The sequence below is a fragment of the Stenotrophomonas sp. 89682_Sma genome (assembly GCF_056481405.1).
This window is the reverse complement of sequence record NZ_CM151147.1, coordinates 3,916,863-3,937,838: the sequence shown is the minus strand read 5'-3', so window position 1 is coordinate 3,937,838 and position 20,976 is coordinate 3,916,863. Positions and strand designations below refer to the sequence as shown.

The following is a 20,976-nucleotide window of genomic DNA, read 5'->3' as shown; positions in this document are numbered from 1 at the left end:
GGCCCATTCTACCAAGGCGGCCGCGTGTCTTTCCCGGGGGGCTCCCGTATCCTTGCCGCATGCGTAAAGACCCTGTCGAATGGATCCTGCGCGGCCTGTACTCGGTCGTGCTCTACATCCTGCTGCCGATCACCGTGTACCACCTGGTCTGGCGCGGCTTCCGGGTCCGTGAGTACTTCCGGCGCTGGGACGAGCGCTATGCCTCCTATCCGCAGCCCACCGGGCAACCGCGGGTCTGGCTGCACGCGGTCTCGGTGGGCGAAGTCAATGCCGCTGCGCCGCTGGTGAACGCGCTGCGCAAGGAGCGCCCGGACATCCGCTGGGTCATCACCACCATCACCCCGACCGGCTCCGAGCGCGTGCGTGCGCTGTGGGGCGATGCACTGGACCACGTCTACCTGCCGTATGACGTGCCCGGCAGCGTCAACCGCTTCCTCGGCCACTTCCAGCCCAGCCTGGCGCTGATCCTGGAAACCGAACTGTGGCCGAACATGCTGTTCGGCTGCCGTGACCGTGGCATTCCGGTCTACATCCTCAACGCGCGCCTGTCAGCACGATCGCTGCGGGGCTACCGGCTGCTGGCGGCGTTGATCCGCCGCGCGCTGCGCACGGTCACCTGCGTGGCCGCGCAGTCGCAGGACGATGCCGAGCGTTTCGTGCAGCTGGGCGCTGCGCCGGAGCAGGTGCAGGCGCTGGGCAACCTGAAGTTCGACATCACCACGCCGGACGTGCAGGGCTTCGTCGAGCAGTTCCATGCCTGCGTGCCGGCCCGGCGGCCGGTGTGGATCGCCGCCAGTACCCACGATGGTGAAGAACAGGCGGTGATCGATCTGCACCGGCGCCTGCGCCAGCAGCACCCCGACCTGCTGTTGCTGTGGGCACCGCGGCATCCCGAGCGTTTCCCGAAGGTGGAGGCACTGGCGCGGGAGCAGGGCTGGAACGTGGCAACCCGGCGCGCGAAGCAGTGGCCGGAGGTTGAAACCGATGTGTTCGTCATCGATACCCTTGGCGAACTGATGCCGTTCTATGCCTGCGCGCAGGTGGCGTTTGTCGGTGGCAGCCTGCAGCCGATCGGTGGCCACAACCTGCTTGAGCCGGCGGCGATGGGCACCGCTGCGGTGACAGGCCCGCACCTGCACAACTTCTCGGAGATTTCCCGGCGGATGCGCGAGGCCGGCGCGCTGTTGATCGGCGAAGACGTGCAGGCGGTCGGCGAACTGCTGCAGCACCTGCTCGAAGACCCGCAGGCACGCGAGGACATGGCGCGGGCAGGCTGCACGCTGATCAGCAATGGACGCGGTGCCCTGCAGCGTACGCTGGCGCTGGTCGGGCCGCACCTGCCGCCACCTTGCCGCTGAGTTCGAAGGGCCGGCGCGCGCGACGCGACTGTCGTGAAAGACCGCGTCAACTCTGCTTAGCGACCGGGAACCTGTCGTAGCGGGACCGGGAGCTTCCTTGCCAACGTGCCTGCCGTCACATCGTGGTGCGCAGGGCGCGTATTCCGATACCGCCTCCCCGCACAGGCTGTCAGTCTGCTGTCGACCGCGCTTGGGCGGATATCAAGGGAACTTGCGATGGACAGCGACAGCAGCCCCGACGGCATTGATGAGCCCGGGTACGGCGATCGCCTTGTGGTGGTGGCACTGACCTTGCTGCTGGGAGGCGGCGTGGTCGCGCTGGTCGGCCAACACACCGCAGCCCAGACAGGCCCGGCCATCGTCCTGAGCCTGCTGCTGGCCGCGCTGGGCACGGGTCCGCTGCTGTACTGCCTGTACGTCCTGAACCAGCAATGGCCCGCTGCCGACGGCTTGAATGGCGTGTTGCGGGACCGCCTGGGAAGCGTGCCGGCCGTTCTGCTCGGCGGCTCGCTGCTGCTGGAACTGGTGGTGACTGCCGCTGGCGTGGCACAGTCCATCGCCAGCCATCTGCATGCGCTGCTGGCCGGTTGTGGAATCGAGACCAGCAACGGGATGCCGGACCCACTGATGGCTGCTGCCAGCCTGCTGCTGCTTGCAGTGGTCGGATTGCTGCGGCCACACCGTGTGGTGCTGGTTGCCTGCATGCTGCTGACGGTGAAGATCGGCGTCGGCCTGCTGTTGCTGGTGCTGGCAGCCCGCCATGTGCACTACGCGTACTGGATTCCATGGCTGCCGCCGGCAACGGCACCCTATCGCTTCGGGATCGGCGGTGTACTGGCGGCGAGCGTGCCGCTGTCCGGTGTGTTCGCCACCGTTGGCCTGGCGCTGGGATTCCCAGGCATTGGCAGGCAGGCGAGGACACGGCCGCGGCTGCTGCTGGCGTGCGTGCTGCTGGCCATGGTGCTGCTGATCGTACTGGCCGCGTTGCAGGCTGGCCTGGTCGAATTTCCGTCCTTGGCCAGCACGCGGCCTTTGTCGGTGGCCCTGCAGCATCACCCGCAGCTGTACTGGATGATGCCCTTGCTGCCGTTGGCAGGAGTGGCCGGGTTGGGGGCGCTCGTTCTGGTGCTGCTGATGTTGGCTGCGCGGCTGGCGATACAGCTGTGGCCGACGGCAGGTGGCGAATCCCTGGAATTCCGGGAGAGGCTGGTGCCGGTCGCCGTCGTCCTGTCGGCGGCATTGCTGGCGTTGTGGGCGCCAACGGGCAGCCTGCCGGTATTGCCTGGCCCGGCAACCCTGTTGGTGATGGGGGCCGTGTGCCTGGCGGTGCTGCGTGGACGGGCACCGCGGTCACGCGCCCTGCCGGTGCTGGCTCCCGTCGCCATCGCACTGTGTCTGCTGGCCGCAGTCGAGCGGATGCGGGTCTGGCCCGGCTGACGGTCGGTGGGTGCATGCTTCCGTCCGCGCGACCAACAAAAAAGCCACCCTCGCGGGTGGCTTCTTCGTGACCGGCAGGCTGACGACTCAATGCGTGGTGGTTGCCGGGTTGCCCGCGTCCTGGGTCAGCAGGCGGTTGACGTCCTGCAGCTCGGCCACGTCCAGCGCACCCAGCGACTGGCTCAGCAGCAGGCGGTTCTGCAGGAAGGTGTAACGGGCCTGGGCGTAGTCCAGCTGCGCCGAGAACAGGATGCGCTGGTTCTGGATCACGTCCAGCACGGTACGGGTACCGACTTCCAGGCCGACCTGCGAGGCGTCGTACGCGCTCTGTGCCGAGACCACCGCCAGGCGGCGGGCTTCCACTTCGCTGATGCCCTGTACCAGGGTCTGGTAGGCATTGCGGGTGTTGCGGTCCAGGGCACGCTTCTGCTGCTCGTAGCCGTCCTGGGCAATGTCACGCTGGGCCAGCGCCTGGCGCACGCCGGACTGGGTAGCGCCGCCGGCGAAGATCGGCACGTTCAGGGTCAGGCCGATGCTGTTGGTGCGGGCGTCGGGGGACAGCGAGCCGGAGCCGGTGCTGTCGCCCCAGGTCGCGGTCTTGCCCCAGCTGCCGCCCAGCGACAGGGTCGGGTAGTGGCCACCACGCGCGGCCTGCACGCCGGCTTCGGCGGCGCTCACCTTCAGTTCCTGCGCCTTCAGCGCCGGATTCTGGGTGGTGGCCTGGTGCACCAGCTCATCGATGTTGCCACGGTTGGCCGGCACTTCCGGACGGAAGTCGGCCGGCAGGCCGCGCAGGTTGACCACCGGCTGGCCGGTCAGTTCGGTCAGGGCCTGGTAGTTATCGGCCAGGGTGTTCTGCGCAACGATGGTGTTGGCACGCGCCTGGTCGTACTGGGCGCGTGCTTCGTGCACGTCGGTGATCGGCGCCAGGCCCACTTCCAGGCGCTTGTCGGCGAAGTCGAACTGCTTCTTCGCAGCCGCTTCATTGGTCTGTGCGGCGTTCAGCGATTCGATCGCCACCAGCACGTTGAAGTAGGCCGCCGAGGTGCGCACGATCAGGCTGTCGTTGGCAGATTCGAGGGTGAAGTCCGCCGCCTTGCTCAGCTCACGCTGCGAACGCAGGTTGTTGATCTGGGTCCAGTTGAACAGCGTCTGGCTGCCATCGATCGTGTAATTGCGGCGCTTGTTGGTGAACGAGCCGGAGTTGATGTCGGCGTTCGGCTCGCTGCGCGTGCGGTTCAGCGTGGCCTGGCCGTTGATCTGCGGCAGCAGGGCGGCGCGTGCCTGCACGGCGCCTTCCTTGTCGACCAGCCGGGTCGATTCGGCGGCGGACAGCTGCGGATCGCCGTTGCGCGCCATCTCGTAGACCTGCAGCAGGTCGGCGGCATGGGCGGACAACGGCAGCAGAGCAGTGGCCAGCGCAACAGCGAGGGATCGGCGGATCATTGCGGCTTCCTTGGACTCAGAGGTGGAACTGGGGTGCCGGGGCGGCACCACGCAGGTAATCGATATCGGTCTCGAACAGGGACTCGGTGCCGCCGTCGGCCTTGACCAGCAGGGCCTCCATCGCCGGCGAGCGGCCGTGGATCACGAACAGGCGACCACCCGGACGCAGCCACGAGGCGAACTGTGACGGCACCACGTCGACGGCACCAGTGACACAGATCACGTCAAAGCGGCGTTCGGTCTGCCAGGACAGGGCGTCGGCCACTTCCACGCGGACGTTGGTGCCCAGGCCGGAGGCGTCCAGGCGGGCACGCGCGGCGGCGGCCAGCTCCGGGTCGATCTCCAGGCTCAGCACGTCGCGTGCGAGCGCGCCGATGCAGGCGGACAGGAAGCCGCTGCCGGTGCCGATTTCCAGCACTTCGTCACCCGGCTGCAGATCCAGTGCCTGCAGGGTACGGCCCTCGATGACCGGCTTCATCATCTTCTGGCCATGGCCGATCGGCAGTTCGACATCGGCGTAGGCCAGCGCCCGGTGTGCATCGGCGACAAAGGCCTCGCGCGGCAGGCGGGCCAGGACGTCGAGCACCTTGATGTCCAGCACGTCCCAGGGACGGATCTGCTGTTCCACCATCAGTTCGCGGGCGTGGGCGTAATCAATCGTCATGAGGTTCAAATCCAGCGCAGTGGGCCGGCCATTTTACCGGTGCCGGAGGCCGGCGGCGCGCCCAGAGCATCAGCTGCCGGGTGGCCGGGGTCGCAGTGCCGGAAGTCATCGCGACCTCCGGTTCGTTCAGTTTTGGTTATTCAGCCGTCGCGGCCCCTCGCGGCGCATAGGCGCGCAGGAAGAAGTCGATGCTGGCGGTCACATGGGCAAGAGGGTCGCACTCCACCGGTGACAGTGGCATGCCGCACATCATATGCATGTGCACTTCGCCCTTTACCAAAGTCAGGAACTGCTGGCCGGCCAGGTAGTAGTCGGGGATCGCCAGCTCACCGCGTTCGCCGCGGGCGCGCAGGAAGTCGGCCAGGGCCTCGCAGGTGCGTTCCGGACCGGCCTGCCAGAACAACTCGCGCAGGCGTTCATCGGTCTCCGGCGCCATCATCATGCGCTGGATCGAGATCGCCGCATCGGAGGTGATCAGCTCGAAGAAGGCCAGGCCGATGCCGATCAGCTGGTCGCGCAGCGGGCCGTCCGCGTCGGCCACGAACAGGGCATCGGGCAGCATTTCAATGCACTTGGACTGCACGGCCTCGGAAAACAGGGTTTCCTTGTCGCCGAAGTGGCTGTACACGGTCAGCTTCGAGACGCCGGCCTGGGCGGCAATGGCGTCCATGCTCACGCCGGTATAGCCCTGTTCGATGAACAGTACCTTGGCTGCTTCAAGGATCGCCGCGCGCTTGCCCAGATCCTTGGGGCGCCCGGGTCCGGCGGCCTTGGCAGCAGGCTTGGCCGACGGCTTGCGGGAAGTGGAAGAACTCATCGCAACAATACTAGACCAAGCGGTTCGATATTTATACTATACCGGCCGGTTTATTAAATTGGGCCGGCAGTCGCGGCTCCCCCTTGTTGCAACCCTGCGTTTTCAGGACGTTGACCGATGAAGATCGTGCGCTGGATGGGCGGTATGGTGTGGGTGGCTGCGCTGGCAGCCTGTTCGGGACAGGAACAGGCGCCGCAGGCGGCCGTGCCGGTACTGGTGGTTCACCCCGGCGAACAGGCCGGACAGGCGCCGGCGGCGTTCCCGGGCACGGTGCGTGCCCGCCAGGAAAGCCCGCTGTCGTTCCGCGTCGGCGGCAACCTGGTCAAGCGCCATGTCGATGCCGGCCAGCGGGTGAAGAAGGGCGACGTGCTGGCCGAACTGGACGTGGCCGACTTCGCGCTGCAGGCGCGTGCCTCGCAGGCCCAGCTGGCGGCGGCGGAAGCCGACCTGGTGCGTGCCCGTGACGATCTCAAGCGCTACCAGGTGCTGGCCGACCAGCAACTGGTCAGCCGCTCGCAGCTGGACCAGCAGTCCGCGGCGTTCAAAGCTGCGCAGGGCCAGGCCAATGCCGCTCGTGCCAACCTTGATGTGCTGCGCAACCAGGCCGACTACGCACAGCTGCGCGCACCGGCTGACGGCGTGATCGCCAGCCGCGAGGCCGAAGCCGGGCAGGTGGTGTCCGCCGGGCAGACCATCTTCAACCTGGCCGCCGATGGTGGCCGCGAAGTGCTGATCGACCTGCCCGAAGCCACCATCCGCGACTATGCGGTCGGCCAGCCGGTCGAGGTGGAACTGTGGAACCGCCCGGGCCAGCGCCTGCCGGGCACGATCCGCGAGATCGCCGCCGCCGCCGATCCGCAGGCACGCACCTATGCCACCCGCGTCAGCCTGGCCGCCGATGCGCTGGCCGATGTCGAACTGGGCCAGAGCGCACGCGTCTACAGCAGTGCCGGTCGCCACGGCACCCTGCAGCTGCCGCTGGGCGCGCTGCAGCGCGGTGCCAACGGTGCCGCCAGCGTGTGGGTGGTCGATCCGGCCAACAGCACGCTGAAGGCCGCGCCGGTCACCACCGGAGCCTATGGCAGCGAATCGGTGCCTGTGCTGTCGGGCGTCGGTGCCGGTGACTGGGTGGTCGCCGCCGGTGGCCACCTGCTGCGCGCCGGCCAGCCGGTGATTGCGGTGGACCGGCAGAACCGCCCGGTGCTGAAGCCGGCCGCGCCGCCCGCTGCCGCCAAGGCCAAGGAGTAAGCCGGTGCGCCGCTTCAATCTTTCCGAGTGGGCGCTGGCCAATCGCCCGCTGGTGCTGTTCGCGATGCTCGCCTTCGCCCTGATCGGCGCATGGTCGTACAAGCATCTGGGCCAGTCCGAAGACCCGCCGTTCACCTTCAAGGCGATGGTGGTGCGCACGCTGTGGCCGGGCGCAACCGCCGAGCAGGTCTCGCGGCAGGTGACCGAGCCGATCGAGAAGGCGCTGATGAACACCGGCGAGTACGAGTTCATCCGCTCGTACTCGCGCCCGGGCGAATCGCAGGTGATCTTCATGGCCCGTGACAGCCTGCGCTCCAGGCAGATTCCGGATCTGTGGTACCAGGTGCGCAAGCGCGTGGGCGATATCCGCGCGACGCTGCCGCGCGAGATCGTCGGCCCATTCTTCAACGACGAGTTCGGCGACACCTACGGCAACATCTACGCGCTGACCGGCAAGGGCTTCGACTACGCCGTGATGCGTGACTACGCCGACCGCATCCAGCTGGAACTGCAGCGCGTGCCCGACGTCGGCAAGATCGACCTGGTCGGCCTGCAGGACGAGAAGGTGTGGATCGAGCTGTCCAACACCCGGCTGGCCACGCTGGGCGTGTCGATGCAGCAGGTGCAGCAGGCACTGGCCGACCAGAATGCGGTGACCGGCACCAGCTTCTTCGAGACCGCCACCGATCGCGTGCAGCTGCGCGTGACCGGCCAGTTCAACGACATCGAAGCGATCCGCCAGTTCCCGATCCGCGCCGGTGACCGCACCGTGCACCTGGGCGACATCGCCGAGGTCAAGCGTGGCTTCGCCGATCCCGCGTCGCCGAAGATGCGCTTCATGGGTGAAGAGGCGATCGGCCTGGCGGTGGCGATGAAGGATGGCGGTGACATCCTCAAGCTCGGCGCCAACCTGGATGCCGAGTTCGAGCGCCTGCAGAAGACCCTGCCGGCGGGCATGCAGCTGCGCAAGGTGTCCGACCAGCCGCAGTCGGTGGAAGAGTCGGTCGGCGAGTTCGTGCAGGTACTGACCGAGGCGGTGGTGATCGTGCTGCTGGTCAGCTTCTTCTCGCTGGGCCTGCGCACCGGCCTGGTGGTGGGCGTGACCATTCCGCTGGTGCTGGCGATGACCTTCTTCGTCATGCATTACTTCGACATCGGCCTGCACAAGATCTCGCTGGGCGCGCTGGTGCTGGCGCTGGGCCTGCTGGTGGACGACGCGATCATCGCGGTGGAGATGATGGCCACCAAGATGGAGCAGGGCTACGACCGCCTGCGCGCAGCCAGCTTCGCCTGGGAGTCGACCGCGTTCCCGATGCTGACCGGTACCCTGATCACCGCGGCCGGCTTCCTGCCGATCGCTACGGCCGCCTCGAGCACCGGTGAGTACACCCGCTCGCTGTTCCAGGTGGTGACCATCGCGCTGGTAGTGTCGTGGATCGCGGCGGTGCTGTTCATCCCGTACCTGGGCGACAAGATGCTGCCGGACCTGTTCAATCCGCAGCCGCCGAAGCCGGGCAGCCTGTCCGCGCGCTGGCATGCCAAGCGCCAGCAGTGGGCCGACCGCTACCCGGCGCTGGCCAACCTGATCGCGCCGCCGCAGCACGGGCATGACCATGATCCGTACCAGCGCCCGTTCTATCGCAGCTTCCGTCGCTTCCTGGACACCTGCCTGCGCCGGCGCTGGTGGGTGATCGCCGCGACCATCGCGTTGTTCATCGGTTCGCTGATGCTGTTCCGCTTCGTGCCGCAGCAGTTCTTCCCGGATTCGACCCGGCCGGAGCTGATGGTGGACATCGAGCTGGCCGAGGGCGCCTCGCTGCGCTCGACTCAGGCCCAGGCCGAGAAGCTGGAGAAACTGCTGTCCAGCCGCGAGGGCATCGCCAACTATGTGTCCTACGTGGGCACCGGTTCGCCGCGCTTCTACCTGCCGCTGGACCAGCAGCTGCCAGCCACCAACTTCGCCCAGTTCGTGGTGCTGGCCAAGGACATCAAATCGCGCGAAAGCACCCGCGACTGGCTGCTGCACGAGGTGATCCCGAAGTTCCCGGATGTGCAGATGCGCGTGACCCGCCTGGAGAACGGCCCGCCGGTCGGTTACCCGGTGCAGATGCGCATTTCCGGCGAGCACATCGAGAAGGTGCAGGCGATCGCGCGCCAGGTCGAGGCCAAGGTGCGTGAGAACCCGCACGTGATGAACGTCAACCTGGACTGGAGCGAGCCGAGCAAGGTGGTGCGGCTGGTGATCGACCAGGAGCGTGCCCGCGCGCTGGGCGTGAGCAGTGCCCAGGTCAGCCAGTTCCTGTCCAGTTCGCTGGCCGGGCAATCGGTGAGCGTTTACCGCGAAGGCAACCGCCAGATCGAGATGCTGCTGCGTGGCCCGGCCGATGAGCGCAACCAGCTGGAGCTGCTGTCGAGCCTGTCGATGCCGACTGCCAACGGCGGCAGCATCACGCTGTCGCAGGTGGCGACGATGGAGTACGGCTTCGAGGACGGCATCATCTGGCACCGCAACCGCCTGCCGACGGTGACCGTGCGCGCCGACATCAGCGATGGCATGCAGCCGTTGGATGTGGTGCACCAGATCCTGCCAACGCTGGACGGCATCCGTGCCGAGCTGCCCAGCGGCTACCTGCTGGAAACCGGCGGTACCGTGGAGGATTCGGCACGTGGCCAGAACTCGATCAAGGCCGGCATGCCGCTGTTCCTGGTGGTGGTGGCCACGCTGCTGATGCTGCAGCTGCGCAGCTTCTCGCGCGCGGCGATGGTGCTGGTGACCGCGCCGCTGGGCATCATCGGTGCGACGTTGTTCCTGCTGCTGTTCCGCGCGCCGTTCGGCTTCGTGGCACTGCTGGGCACGATCGCACTGGCCGGCATGATCATGCGCAACTCGGTGATCCTGATCGACCAGATCCAGCAGGACATCGATGCCGGGCATGACCGTTGGCATTCGATCATCGACGCTACGGTGCGCCGCTTCCGCCCGATCGTTCTGACCGCGCTGGCGGCCGTGCTGGCGATGATTCCGCTGTCGCGCAGCGCGTTCTATGGCTCGATGGCGATCTCGATCATGGGTGGCCTGATCGTGGGCACGGTGCTGACCCTGGTGTTCCTGCCGGCGCTGTACGCAGCGTGGTTCCGGGTGAAGCCGGACGAATCCGGGGCATGACGCCCCGGGTTCTACGGCCACCGCCTCTGGCAGGTGCCAACTTGGTTGGCACTGCGGCTTGCATCCACGCATGGCCCGGATTGATCTGCTCGCGGGATCTGCTTTCTGTAGAGCCGAGCCATGCTCGGCTGCTCTTCGCGCGATGATGGGATGAGTCGAGCATGGCTCGACTCTACAGAAGCATCCACGCATGGCGTGGATCTAGTGCAGTTGCAGTCCGGTCCGCAGCACCGGCAGCAGCCATTCGATGAATACCTGCACTCGTTGCGCGCGGTGTTGCCGATGCGGCTGAAGCAGGGTCACCGGCAACGGCTGCGCCACGTACTGCGGCATCACTTCCACCAGTTCGCCGGATTGCAGTTCCGCCTGCACGTCGTAACGCGGAATCTGCAGCAACCCCAGGCCGGCCACGCAGCACGCGATCGATGCTTCTGCACTGTTCACCCGCACCCAACCGGGCATCGGCAATGTGCGCAGCTGCGCGCCCTCCTGCCACTCCCACGGTTCCACCCGTGCCGTAGTCGGCGAGGCGTAGTTCACTGCACGGTGCTGCTGCAGGTCGGCAGGCTGCTGCGGCATGCCGTGTTCACGCAGGTACGCCGGCGCGGCGACGTTGACGAAGTCGAGCTGGCCAAGCGTGCGCGCCACCAGACTGGAATCGCCCAGCTGGCCGACACGCAACACCGCATCGCAACCGTCTTCGATCAGGTTCACCGCGCGGTCGGTCATGCCCAGATCCACTTCCACCTGCGGATGGCGCGCGAAGAAATCCGGAAGGGAAGGGGCGATGATGCGGCGGCCGATGCGGCTGGGCACGTCGATCTTCAGCAGGCCCATCGGCTGCGCGTCGTCCTGCCGGAAAAGGGTTTCGGCGTCTTCGACTTCGGCGATCAGGCGCAGGCAGCGCGCATGGAACACGTCGCCATCGTGGGTGGTGGAGACGCGACGGGTCGAGCGCTGAAGCAGGCGGGTGCCGAGACGCTGCTCCAGTTCGGCGATGGCGGCAGAGACGGTGGAGCGGGGCAGGCCGAGCTGGTCGGCGGCGCGGGTGAAGCTGGCGCACTCCACCACCCGGGTGAAGATGCGGAAGCGATCGATCCGGTCCATTGTTCGCTGGCTCTGGAAAGTTAAGTCAATGTGGCGGGCTTTATCCGCATTTTCTGCACGATATCGTCGTCAGGGCAGGGTTGCCACCCCGGGCAGCCCCCTCCCGAGATCGAAGCCATGACCGACCATTCCCTCAAAGGCAAGACCGTGCTGATCGCCGGTGGCGCCAAGAACCTGGGTGGGCTGATCGCCCGCGACTTCGCCGCGCAAGGTGCCAGGGCCATCGTGGTTCACTACAACAGTGCCGCCACCCACGCCGACGCCGAAGCCACCGTCGCTGCGGTGCAGGCCGCCGGCAGCAAAGCCGTTGCCCTGCAGGGCGACCTGACGTCGGCGGCAGCGATGGAGCGCCTGTTCGCCGATGCCGTGGCAGCGGTTGGTCGCCCTGACATTGCCATCAACACGGTTGGCAAGGTGCTGAAGAAGCCGCTGCTGGAAATCAGCGAGGCAGAGTACGAGGAGATGAGCGCGGTCAACGCCAAGGCGGCGTTCTTCTTCCTCAAGGAAGCCGGTCGCCACGTCAACGACGGTGGTCGCATCTGCACCCTGGTGACCTCGCTGCTGGGTGCCTACACGCCGTTCTATTCCAGCTACGCCGGAACCAAGGCGCCGGTCGAGCACTTCACCCGCGCGGCGTCGAAGGAGTTCGGTGAGCGCGGCATCTCGGTGACCGCGATCGGCCCCGGTCCGATGGACACGCCGTTCTTCTACCCGGCCGAGAGTGCCGATGCGCAGGCGTATCACAAGACCGCGGCGGCGCTGTCGGCATTCACCCGCACCGGCCTGACCGACATCGCCGATATCGTGCCGTGGATCCGCTTCCTGGTGACCGATGGCTGGTGGATGACCGGGCAGACGATTCTGGTCAATGGTGGGTACACCACCAAGTGAGCAAAGCCACGCATGGCGTGGATCTGCTGCGGTGGTGGGTGCCAACCTTGGTTGGCACGGATGGCTGCATCCACGCATGGCGTGGATCTACAGTAGAGCCACCCCATGGGTGGCTGCGCGCAATGTCCGAAGGAAAGGCCGCCACGCATGGCGTGGCGCTACCGGATCAGTTGAGTCTGGCCAGCGCCGCGTCGGTGGCGGCTGCCGTGCTCACTGCCTGGCCCTTGGCGGCCAGGTCGGCGGTGAACACACCATCATCCAGCACCGCATGCACGGCGGCTTCCACCGCGGCCGCTTCGACTTCCAACCCCAGCGAATGGCGCAGCAGCATCGCCGCGCTGAAGATCGTTGCGTAGGGGTTGGCGATGCCCTTGCCGGCGATGTCCGGGGCCGAGCCATGGATCGGTTCGTAGATGCCGACGGCACCCGGCTCGCCCAGCGAGGCCGAGGGCAGCAGGCCCAGCGAACCGGCCAGCATCGAAGCTTCGTCGGTGAGGATGTCGCCGAACATGTTCTCGGTCACGATCACGTCGTACTCGCGCGGCTTGGCCAGCAGGTGCATGGCCATCGAATCGACCAGCTGGTGCTCCAGTGCAATGTCCGGGAATTCCTCCCGGCCGATGCGCGCGGCCACGTCACGCCACAGGCGCGAGGTCTCCAGTACGTTGGCCTTGTCCACCGAGGTGACCTTGCCGTGGCGCTGCTGGGCCAGGCGGAAGGCACTGCGCAACACGCGCTCGATCTCGGCCACGGTGTAGCGGCACAGGTCGCTGGCGCTGTCGGCGTCGCGGGTCTTGTCGCCGAAGTAGATGCCGCCGGTCAGTTCGCGCACCACCACGAAGTCCACGCCCTGCAGCAGCTCGGCCTTGATCGGCGAGGCATGCAGTGCGGCTTCATGGGTGCGCACCGGGCGCAGGTTGGCATACAGGCCCAGCGCCTTGCGGATCGCCAGCAGGCCCTGTTCCGGGCGCACCTTGGCATTGGGGTCGGACCACTTCGGGCCGCCAACCGCGCCCAGCAGCACGGCGTTGGCGGCCTGGCAGGCAGCCAGCGTCGATGCAGGCAGCGGTTCGCCGTGGCGGTCGATGGCAATGCCACCGATATCGTGCTCGCTGAAGGTGAAGGTGTGGTTGAAGCGTTCGGCGACGGACTTCAGGACGGCAACCGCGGCGGCGGCCACTTCCGGGCCGATGCCATCACCGGGCAGGACAACAATTTCAGCGTGCATGCTCACTCTCGTAACGTTCGATTTCAGGGACACGGCCCAACAGATACCCCAACTGGTCGACACCTTCCAGCAGGCAGGTCTGCGAGAAGCCATCCAGCGGGAAGGAATACACGCGGCCATCGGGGGTGCGCAGCTCGCGCGCAGCCACGTCGATGGTCAGCTCATCGTCCGGGCGCTGCATCAGCGCCTGCACGTCGGCCTCGCCCAGCACGATCGGCAGCAGGCCGTTCTTCAGCGAGTTGCCGCGGAAGATATCAGCGATCTCGCTGCTGACGATGGCACGCAGGCCCAGGTCGGTCAGCGCCCACGGCGCATGCTCGCGCGAAGAACCGCAGCCGAAGTTGCGGCCGGCCAGCAGGATGCTGCGGCCTGCGTTGTGTGGCTGGTTGAAGGCGAAGTCGGCCACCGGGGAGCCGTCGGCCTGCCAGCGCCAGTCGTTGAACGCGTTGTGGCCCAGGCCGGCGCGCTCGGTAGTGGACAGGAACCGCGCCGGGATGATCTGGTCGGTGTCGATGTTGGTCTGGCGCAGCACCACGCTGGCCGAGGTCAGGGTACGGAAACCGGCCATCATGCCACCTCCTGTGCGAACAGTTCGCGGGTATCGGCGACGTGCCCGTTCACCGCGGCCCAGGCCGCACTCATCGGCGAGGCCAGCAGCGTGCGCGAGCCGGGACCCTGGCGGCCTTCGAAGTTGCGGTTGCTGGTGCTCACGGCCAACTGGCCGGGAGCGACCAGATCGCCGTTCATGGCGATGCACATCGAGCAGCCCGGCTCGCGCCACTCGGCACCGGCCGCGCGCACGATCTCATGGATGCCTTCGGCCTCGGCCTCGCGCTTGACGATCTCCGAGCCCGGCACCACCAGCATGCGCACCCGGTCGGCGACGCGGCGGCCGCGCAGCACCTGCGCGACTTCGCGCATGTCGCTCAGGCGGCCATTGGTGCACGAACCGACGAACACCACGTCCACCGGCGTGCCGGCCAGCGCCTTGCCGGCCTGGAAATGCATGTAGTCCAGGCCCTTCTGTGCGGCGGCATCGTTGGCCGCCGGAATCGGCGCATCCACCGCGATGGCGGTACCCGGATGCGTGCCCCAGGTCAGGGTCGGGCGGATGTCGGCGGCGTCGATGCGTACTTCGCTGTCGAAGCGTGCGCCTTCATCGCTGCGCAGCTTCTGCCAGCGTGCGACGGCGGCGTCGAACTCGGCACCTTTGGGGCCACGCGGGGTATTGGCCACGAAGTCGAAGGTGACCTGGTCCGGGGCGACCATGCCGGCACGCGCGCCGGCCTCGATCGACATGTTGCACAGGGTCATGCGCTGTTCCATATCCATCGCTTCGATGGTGCTGCCACGGAACTCGATGACGTGGCCGGTGCCACCGTTGACGCCGATCACGCCGATGATGTGCAGCACCACGTCCTTGGCGCCGACGCCCGGCGCCAGCGGGCCATCGACGGTGATGGCAAAGGTCTTCGCCTTGCGCTGCAGCAGGCACTGCGTGGCCAGCACGTGGCCGACTTCGCTGGTGCCGATGCCGAAGGCCAGCGAACCGAAGGCACCATGGGTGGAGGTGTGACTGTCGCCGCAGACGATGGTCATGCCCGGCTGGGTGAAGCCCTGCTCCGGCGCGATCACGTGGACGATGCCGCGGTTGTCCGACGCCATGTCGAACAGCTCGATGCCGTGTTCGGCGCAGTTGCGTGCCAGCGTGGCGACCTGTGCCTCGGAGGCGGCGCTGGCATAGGGCAGCGTGCCGTCGGCGGCGGCCGGCAGGGTCGGCGTGGAGTGGTCCATCGTCGCCTTGGTGCGGTCCGGCCGGCGCGGCGACAGGCCGCGTTCGCGCAGTTCGGTGAAGGCCTGCGGCGAGGTGACCTCGTGGATCAGGTGCAGGTCGATGTACAGCACGGCGGGCGCGCTGTCGGATTCGGGAACCACCACGTGGGCGTCCCACAGTTTGTCGTACAGGGTGCGGGGTGCGGAAGTCATGCGTGTGCCTGGCAGAAGTACGAAGATGCGGACATCAGGAAAGATAGCGAAAAGGTCATGTCAGCGGCGGCGGGCGAGCACCCGCAGCCGCACGTAGTCGGCCAGCGGCTGGCCGGTGGCGTTGCGCGGAAGATCGGCCAGCAGTGCAGCAGCGGCATCGCGCACGGTGGCGTGGGCCTCGCTGGGCAGGTCATCCAGCAGTGGCGCGGCGAACACGCGCAACCAGCCGGCCACGCCGGTCGGCAGTGCGGTCGGGCGCGGCGTGCACTCGATCAGTTGCACCTGGAAGCCATGCTGGCGCAGGCGGTCGGCGTAGGCATCGGCGGTCGGGAAATACCACTGGAAGGTGCTGGCGCCATGGCCGTGGGCCACGCGCGCGGCCTGTACCGCCGCGATGATCGTGGCCACGTTGCCGTGGCCACCGAATTCGGCGACAAAGCGGCCGCCGGGGCGCAGGGCGCGGCGCACGCCTTCCAGCACGCGGTCCGGAGTCGTCATCCAATGCAGTGCGGCATTGCTGAAAACTGCATCGAACTCGCTGTCGAACGACAGCGCGTGGCCGTCCATCACCTGCGCGTCGACACCGCGTGCGCGGGCGGCGACTACCAGTTCCGGCGAAGCATCCACGCCGTGGATGCGTGCGCCGCTCAGCGCCAGTTCGGTACTGAGTACGCCATCGCCACAGCCCAGGTCGAGGATGCGCTCACCGGCGCGCGGGTCGAGCAGGCGCGAGACCGCGCCGCCGAGCAGCGGCACGAAGCCGGCGTCGATCGCATAGTCCTGGGCGTTCCACTGCTGGCCAGCGGCGCTGGCCGGGGTGAAGGTGTCGAAGGCGCTCATGGCGGGTTCCTCAGGCGGTGGCAGGGGTGGGAACGTCGGTGCTGTTGTGGGCGGTGGCTTGGCGCTGGCGCAGCAGGCGGTTGGCCACATCCAGCCAGGCCAGCGCGGAGGCTTCGATGATGTCCTTGCTGGTGCCGGTGCCGTCGTACTCCACGCCTTCGTGGCGCACGCTCAGGTTGGCCTCACCGCGCGCATCGGCGCCGATGCCGACGCTGTGCACGTGGTAGCTGTCGAGCATCAGCTGCACGCCGGTAGCGGCCGACAGCGCGCCGAACAGCGCATCGACCGGGCCATCGCCCTGCGCGGTCTCGGCCACGCGGTTGCCGTCCGGGTCGGACAGTTCGACCAGCGCGTTGGCGCGGCTGCCGACATCGCTGATGGTCATCGAGGCCAGGCGGTAGCCCTGCGCGTTGGAGCCGCCCTGCATCAACGTCTGCAGGTCGGCATCGGTGACCACGCGCTGCTGTTCGCACAGGCCCTTGAACTGCTCGAACACCAGTTTCAGTTCGTCTTCGTCCAGCCAGAAGCCCAGCGCACGCAGACGCGCTTCAACAGCGGCACGGCCACTGTGGCGGCCCAGCACCATCTGCGAATCCTCCCAGCCCACGTCTTCCGGGCGCATGATTTCGTAGGTGCCGCGATGGCGCAGCATGCCGTGCTGGTGGATACCCGATTCGTGGGCGAACGCATTGGCACCGACGATGGCCTTGTTGCGCTGTACCGGCATGCCGACCAGGCGCTGCAGCAGCTGCGAGGTGCCGACGATGCGCGGGGTGTTGATCGCACTGTCCTGCTCGTAGAAGGCCTGGCGCACCTTCAGCACCATGGCGATTTCTTCCAGCGAGCAGTTGCCGGCGCGTTCACCGATGCCGTTGATGGTGCATTCGACCTGGCGCGCGCCCCCTTCGATGGCGGCCAGCGAGTTGGCCACGGCCAGGCCCAGGTCGTTGTGGCAGTGCGCGCTGAAGATCACGTTGGCGGCATTGGGCACGTCGGCGACGCCGGCGATGACCTGCTGGAACATCGCGCGGATCTCTTCCGGCGTGGTGAAGCCGACGGTGTCGGGCAGGTTGATGGTGGTGGCGCCGGCGGCAATGGCCACGCGCGAGACTTCGATCAGGTAGTCCAGCTCGGTACGGGTGGCATCCTCGGCCGAGAACTCGACATCGTCGATGTAGGAGCGAGCCAGCGAGACGTGCTTGCGTACCGATTCCAGTACCTGCTCGCGGGTCATCCGCAGCTTGTGCTCGCGGTGCAGCGGGCTGGTGGACAGGAACACGTGCAGGCGCGGGTTGGCTGCGGCCTCCAGGGCACGTGCCGAGGTCTCGATGTCGGCCTGCAGGCAGCGCGACAGCACGGCCAGGCTCAGGCTCGGGCGGCGCAGTTCGCGGCCGATCAGCGCCATCGCCTCGCGGTCGGACTGCGAGCTGGCCGGGAAGCCGGTCTCGATGATGTCCACGCCCAGTTCGTCCAGCGCACGCGCCATCACCAGCTTCTGCGGCGGGCTCATGCTGCAGCCGGGGGACTGCTCGCCGTCACGCAGGGTGGTGTCGAAGATGCGGATGCGCGGGGTGGTAATTCGTTCGATGGTGGTCACAGGGAAATCTCCTCGACAGCGGGCGTTGCGGCTTGCAGGTGGGAAGGGGAAGGCATGGGGGAGGGCGGCGCGCTGGCCTTGGCGGGCGAGCGGGGTGTTTCGCTGCGCCGTCGCCGTGGCTTGCGCGGCGGGCGCGGTCGGATGTCGGTAAGCAGGCCGGCCAGCACGCCGGCATCGATGTTCCCGCCGGACACCACCGCGCACTTGCGGCGGCCCGCGACGCGGCGGCCAGCGGCCAGCGCCAGCGCGCCGGCACCCTCGGCAATGATGTGTTCTTCCAGTGCCAGCCGGACCAGGGTTTCGCGCAGTTCGGCTTCGCGCACGATCACCACATCGTCCAGCAGCGAGGTGCACAGGCGACGGGTCAGGAAGCCGGGGATCTTCACCCGCACGCCGTCGGCCAGCGAGGCGACGGGTGCGATCTCGCGCACGTCGCCGCGGATCGCGCGTGCCATCGAATCAACGCCTTCCACCTGCGCGCCGACCACGCGCACGCCCTGTGATTTCAGCGCCAGGGCCACGCCGGAAGCCAGGCCACCGCCACCGATCGGCACGATCACCACGTCCGGGGCATGCGCGGCCAGCTCGATGCCGACCGTGCCCTGGCCGGCGATCACGTCGGCATCGTCGAACGCGGACAGGAAGCGGTAGCCGTGGCGTTGTGCCAGTTCGACCGCGAAGGCGTAGGCTTCGTCATAGCTGTTGCCGTGCTGGCGCACGGTCGCGCCCCAATGGGCGACGCCGGCGATCTTGGTGGCGGGTGCACCATGCGGCATCACAGTGATGGCCGGCACATCCAGGCGATAGGCGGCCCAGGCCACGCCCTGGGCGTGGTTGCCGGCCGAGGCGCAGATCACCGGCCGGGTGTCGCCGCGTTCGCGACCGGCCAGCAGCGCATTCAATGCGCCGCGCACCTTGTAGGAACCGGTGCGCTGCAGGTTTTCCAGCTTCAGCCAGGTACCGAAGCGTTCGGCATGGTGCAGCGGGGTGGGCGGCAGGAAGCGGCGCAGGCGGGCCTGCGCTGCCAGAACGTCGGCGACGCTTACGTCGCCGACATCGCTTTCCTGGCTGGCGTCAGCGGCCGGCATGGGCCACCAGCGCGGTGCGGAAGACCGCCGCATGCGGGCACGGGCGACGAAGAAGACGCCTCCGTACCGGCACCGTGGTCGCTACGGTACGGGTGTTCATGTGGCTACTCCTTCCACGGCCGTGACCTGTACGGACACGCAGTCGTAGATCTTCTCGATCTGCCGGCAGAGCGTTTCCGCCGGGCGCTGGCCATCGACGACCAGCTGCAGGTGCCAGCGGCCATCGTCGGCGGCCACCGGCGCACCGCTGATCGCACGCGGCGCAAAGCCGCGACGCTCGGCCATGCCGATCACGCGCAGCAGCGCGCCTTCGGCCGGGTGCAGCACCAGGTCAAGCCGGTATTGCATTGGGGGTCTCCTGGCGGGCGTGGGCAGGGTTGCTTTCCAGCATCGTGCTGTTAGCGGTGTTCGGCGGCACCAGCGGCCACACGTTGGCGCGTGCATCGATGGCCACGTGCAGCAGCGCCGGGCCCGGCTCGGCCAGCAGCGCGGCCAGGCCGCCCTCGACGTCGTCGCGCGCGTCGATGCGGGTGGCGGCAATGCCGAACACCTGCGCCAATGCCACGAAGTCCGGGTTGTCGGACAGATCGATCTCGCTGTAACGCTCGGCGAAGAACAGCTCCTGCCACTGCCGCACCATGCCCAGCGAACTGTTGTCCAGCAGCACGATCTTCACCGGCAGGCGGCAGCGCGCGATGGTGGCCAGTTCCTGCACGTTCATCATGAAACTGCCATCACCGGAGACCAGCACCACGGTGCGGTCCGGGCAGGCGAACTGCGCGCCCATCGCGGCCGGCAGGCCGAAGCCCATGGTGCCCAGCGCGCCACTGGTCAGGTGGTTGCGCGGGTGGTTGAAGCGGCAGTGCTGCGCCACCCACATCTGATGCTGGCCAACGTCGCAGGCGATCACCGCATCGGCCGGCGCCAGTTCGCTCAGGCGCTTCAGCATGGCCGGCGCGTAGATGTGCTGGCCCGGCGCGTCGTAGCGCGCAGCGAAACGATCGCGATGCTGCGCACAGCGCCTGCGCCATGCGTCCTGGTGGGCCTTGGGGGAGGGGAAGGCCGCACGCAGGGCGCGGATCGCATGGCCGACATTGCCGGGCACGGCAACATCGGCACTGCGCAGCTTGGAGATCTCGTAGGCGTCAGCGTCGATATGGACCACGCGGGCGAACGGGGCGAACTCGGCCAGCTTGCCGGTGGCGCGGTCATCGAAGCGGGCACCCAGCACCAGCAGCAGGTCGCTTTCCTGCACCGCCATGTTGGCCGCGCGGGTGCCATGCATGCCCAGCATGCCCAGCGACTGCGGGTGGTTGGCCGGCAGTGCACCCAGTCCGCGCAGGGTCATCACGGTGGGAATCGCGCTGGCTTCAACGAAGTCGCGCAGGTCCTGCACGGCATCACCCAGCGCGATGCCACCACCGGCGTAGACCACCGGCTTCTCGGCTGCCGCCAGCGCGGCGATGGCCTCGGCGATGGCGGCGTCGGCCGGTGCCGGTGGCGGTTCGACGCTGCTCGGCACGTGCACCGGCAGATGGCTGGCATCGGCCAGCTGCACGTCCTTGGGCAGGTCGATCAGCACCGGGCCGGGGCGGCCCTCGCGGGCGATGCGGAAGGCGTCGGCCACCACGCGCGGCAGGTCATCGACGCTGCGCACCAGCCAGCTGTGCTTGACGATCGGCATCGTCAGGCCGAACACATCCAGTTCCTGGAAGGCATCGGTGCCCAGCAGCGGCGTGCCGACCTGGCCGGTGATGCAGACCATCGGCACCGAATCCAGCATCGCGTCGGCGATGCCGGTGACCAGGTTCGACGCGCCCGGGCCGGAGGTGGCCACGCAGACGCCGACCTGGCCGCTGGCGCGGGCGAAGCCATTGGCCGCCAACGCCGCACCCTGCTCATGGCGTACCAGGATGTGCTTCAGCGACGAATCCACCAGCGCGTCGTAGAACGGCATGATGGTGCCGCCGGGATAGCCGAACAGCGTGCGGACGCCCTCGGCCTCCAGCGCCTGGGTCAGCCAGCGCGCGCCGTTGGGCGGCGTGCTGCGGTGTGTGGGAGAGTTCATGGGGGAACCTTGCAGAGCGGGTGGGGGTGCCGCGG

At 67.8% G+C, this 20,976-nt stretch carries 17 protein-coding genes; 5 read left to right on the top strand and 12 right to left on the bottom strand.

Features of this window, described 5'->3' with window-relative positions; translation table 11 throughout:
• The first annotated feature begins 59 nt into the window (after nucleotides 1–59).
• A complete protein-coding gene (gene waaA, locus ACZK29_RS18180; RefSeq protein WP_478446329.1) occupies nucleotides 60–1,358 on the top strand; it encodes a lipid IV(A) 3-deoxy-D-manno-octulosonic acid transferase in 1,299 nt (432 codons plus the stop codon).
• Nucleotides 1,359–1,574: 216 nt separating this feature from the next.
• Nucleotides 1,575–2,795: an amino acid transporter gene (locus tag ACZK29_RS18175; protein WP_478447098.1), complete on the top strand. Its 1,221-nt coding sequence runs from the start codon at nucleotides 1,575–1,577 to the stop codon at nucleotides 2,793–2,795.
• An 87-nt stretch (nucleotides 2,796–2,882) separates the two neighbouring features.
• On the opposite strand, the gene ACZK29_RS18170 is transcribed toward ACZK29_RS18175, so the two are convergent.
• From ACZK29_RS18170 to ACZK29_RS18160, 3 genes are all read right to left on the bottom strand, one after another.
• A complete protein-coding gene (locus tag ACZK29_RS18170) occupies nucleotides 2,883–4,241 on the bottom strand; it encodes a TolC family outer membrane protein (RefSeq protein ID WP_005410961.1) in 1,359 nt (452 codons plus the stop codon).
• A 16-nt stretch (nucleotides 4,242–4,257) separates the two neighbouring features.
• Complete coding sequence (locus ACZK29_RS18165; RefSeq protein WP_053499081.1) at nucleotides 4,258–4,905, bottom strand: protein-L-isoaspartate O-methyltransferase family protein; 648 nt, start codon at nucleotides 4,903–4,905, stop codon at nucleotides 4,258–4,260.
• A 136-nt stretch (nucleotides 4,906–5,041) separates the two neighbouring features.
• Nucleotides 5,042–5,722, bottom strand: coding sequence for a TetR/AcrR family transcriptional regulator (locus ACZK29_RS18160; protein WP_049429069.1), 681 nt, complete (start codon nucleotides 5,720–5,722; stop codon nucleotides 5,042–5,044).
• 117 nt (nucleotides 5,723–5,839) lie between these two features.
• Here ACZK29_RS18160 and ACZK29_RS18155 point away from each other — a divergent pair, with 117 nt between their 5' ends.
• Together ACZK29_RS18155 and ACZK29_RS18150 are read left to right on the top strand one after the other, a co-directional pair.
• A complete protein-coding gene (locus ACZK29_RS18155; protein ID WP_106550763.1) occupies nucleotides 5,840–6,970 on the top strand; it encodes an efflux RND transporter periplasmic adaptor subunit in 1,131 nt (376 codons plus the stop codon).
• 4 nt (nucleotides 6,971–6,974) lie between these two features.
• Nucleotides 6,975–10,136 carry an efflux RND transporter permease subunit gene (locus ACZK29_RS18150; RefSeq protein ID WP_111204131.1) on the top strand — a complete coding sequence of 1,054 codons (3,162 nt, stop codon included), beginning with the start codon at nucleotides 6,975–6,977 and terminating at the stop codon, nucleotides 10,134–10,136.
• Between the two features lie 201 nt (nucleotides 10,137–10,337).
• Here the strand turns inward: ACZK29_RS18150 and ACZK29_RS18145 are convergent, their stop codons facing one another.
• Nucleotides 10,338–11,243, bottom strand: coding sequence for a LysR family transcriptional regulator (locus ACZK29_RS18145; protein ID WP_478446328.1), 906 nt, complete (start codon nucleotides 11,241–11,243; stop codon nucleotides 10,338–10,340).
• Nucleotides 11,244–11,360: 117 nt separating this feature from the next.
• On the opposite strand from ACZK29_RS18145, the gene ACZK29_RS18140 reads away from it, so the two are divergent.
• Complete coding sequence (locus ACZK29_RS18140) at nucleotides 11,361–12,134, top strand: SDR family oxidoreductase (protein WP_164147201.1); 774 nt, start codon at nucleotides 11,361–11,363, stop codon at nucleotides 12,132–12,134.
• A gap of 166 nt (nucleotides 12,135–12,300) precedes the next feature.
• Here the strand turns inward: ACZK29_RS18140 and leuB are convergent, their stop codons facing one another.
• From leuB to ilvG, 8 genes are all read right to left on the bottom strand, one after another.
• Nucleotides 12,301–13,362 carry a 3-isopropylmalate dehydrogenase gene (gene leuB / locus ACZK29_RS18135; RefSeq protein ID WP_164147202.1) on the bottom strand — a complete coding sequence of 354 codons (1,062 nt, stop codon included), beginning with the start codon at nucleotides 13,360–13,362 and terminating at the stop codon, nucleotides 12,301–12,303.
• Entirely contained in the window at nucleotides 13,352–13,930 is a 579-nt protein-coding gene (leuD, locus tag ACZK29_RS18130) for a 3-isopropylmalate dehydratase small subunit (RefSeq protein ID WP_164147207.1), read from the bottom strand. The genes leuB and leuD overlap by 11 nt, the downstream gene beginning before the upstream one ends.
• Nucleotides 13,930–15,348, bottom strand: coding sequence for a 3-isopropylmalate dehydratase large subunit (gene leuC / locus ACZK29_RS18125; RefSeq protein ID WP_111204135.1), 1,419 nt, complete (start codon nucleotides 15,346–15,348; stop codon nucleotides 13,930–13,932). Before leuC ends, leuD begins: the two co-directional genes overlap by 1 nt.
• Nucleotides 15,349–15,408: 60 nt before the next feature.
• The gene (locus ACZK29_RS18120; RefSeq protein WP_164147203.1) at nucleotides 15,409–16,188 is read right to left on the bottom strand and encodes a class I SAM-dependent methyltransferase; all 780 of its coding nucleotides are present in this window, start codon (nucleotides 16,186–16,188) and stop codon (nucleotides 15,409–15,411) included.
• 10 nt (nucleotides 16,189–16,198) lie between these two features.
• A complete protein-coding gene (locus ACZK29_RS18115; protein WP_164147204.1) occupies nucleotides 16,199–17,785 on the bottom strand; it encodes a 2-isopropylmalate synthase in 1,587 nt (528 codons plus the stop codon).
• A complete protein-coding gene (locus tag ACZK29_RS18110) occupies nucleotides 17,782–18,873 on the bottom strand; it encodes a threonine dehydratase (protein WP_164147205.1) in 1,092 nt (363 codons plus the stop codon). Before ACZK29_RS18110 ends, ACZK29_RS18115 begins: the two co-directional genes overlap by 4 nt.
• Nucleotides 18,874–18,969: 96 nt before the next feature.
• Nucleotides 18,970–19,221 (bottom strand): ACT domain-containing protein, encoded by a 252-nt coding sequence (locus ACZK29_RS18105; RefSeq protein ID WP_164147206.1) that lies wholly within the window; start codon nucleotides 19,219–19,221, stop codon nucleotides 18,970–18,972.
• Nucleotides 19,205–20,941 (bottom strand): acetolactate synthase 2 catalytic subunit, encoded by a 1,737-nt coding sequence (gene ilvG, locus ACZK29_RS18100; protein WP_111111485.1) that lies wholly within the window; start codon nucleotides 20,939–20,941, stop codon nucleotides 19,205–19,207. Before ilvG ends, ACZK29_RS18105 begins: the two co-directional genes overlap by 17 nt.
• Nucleotides 20,942–20,976 lie beyond the last annotated feature (35 nt).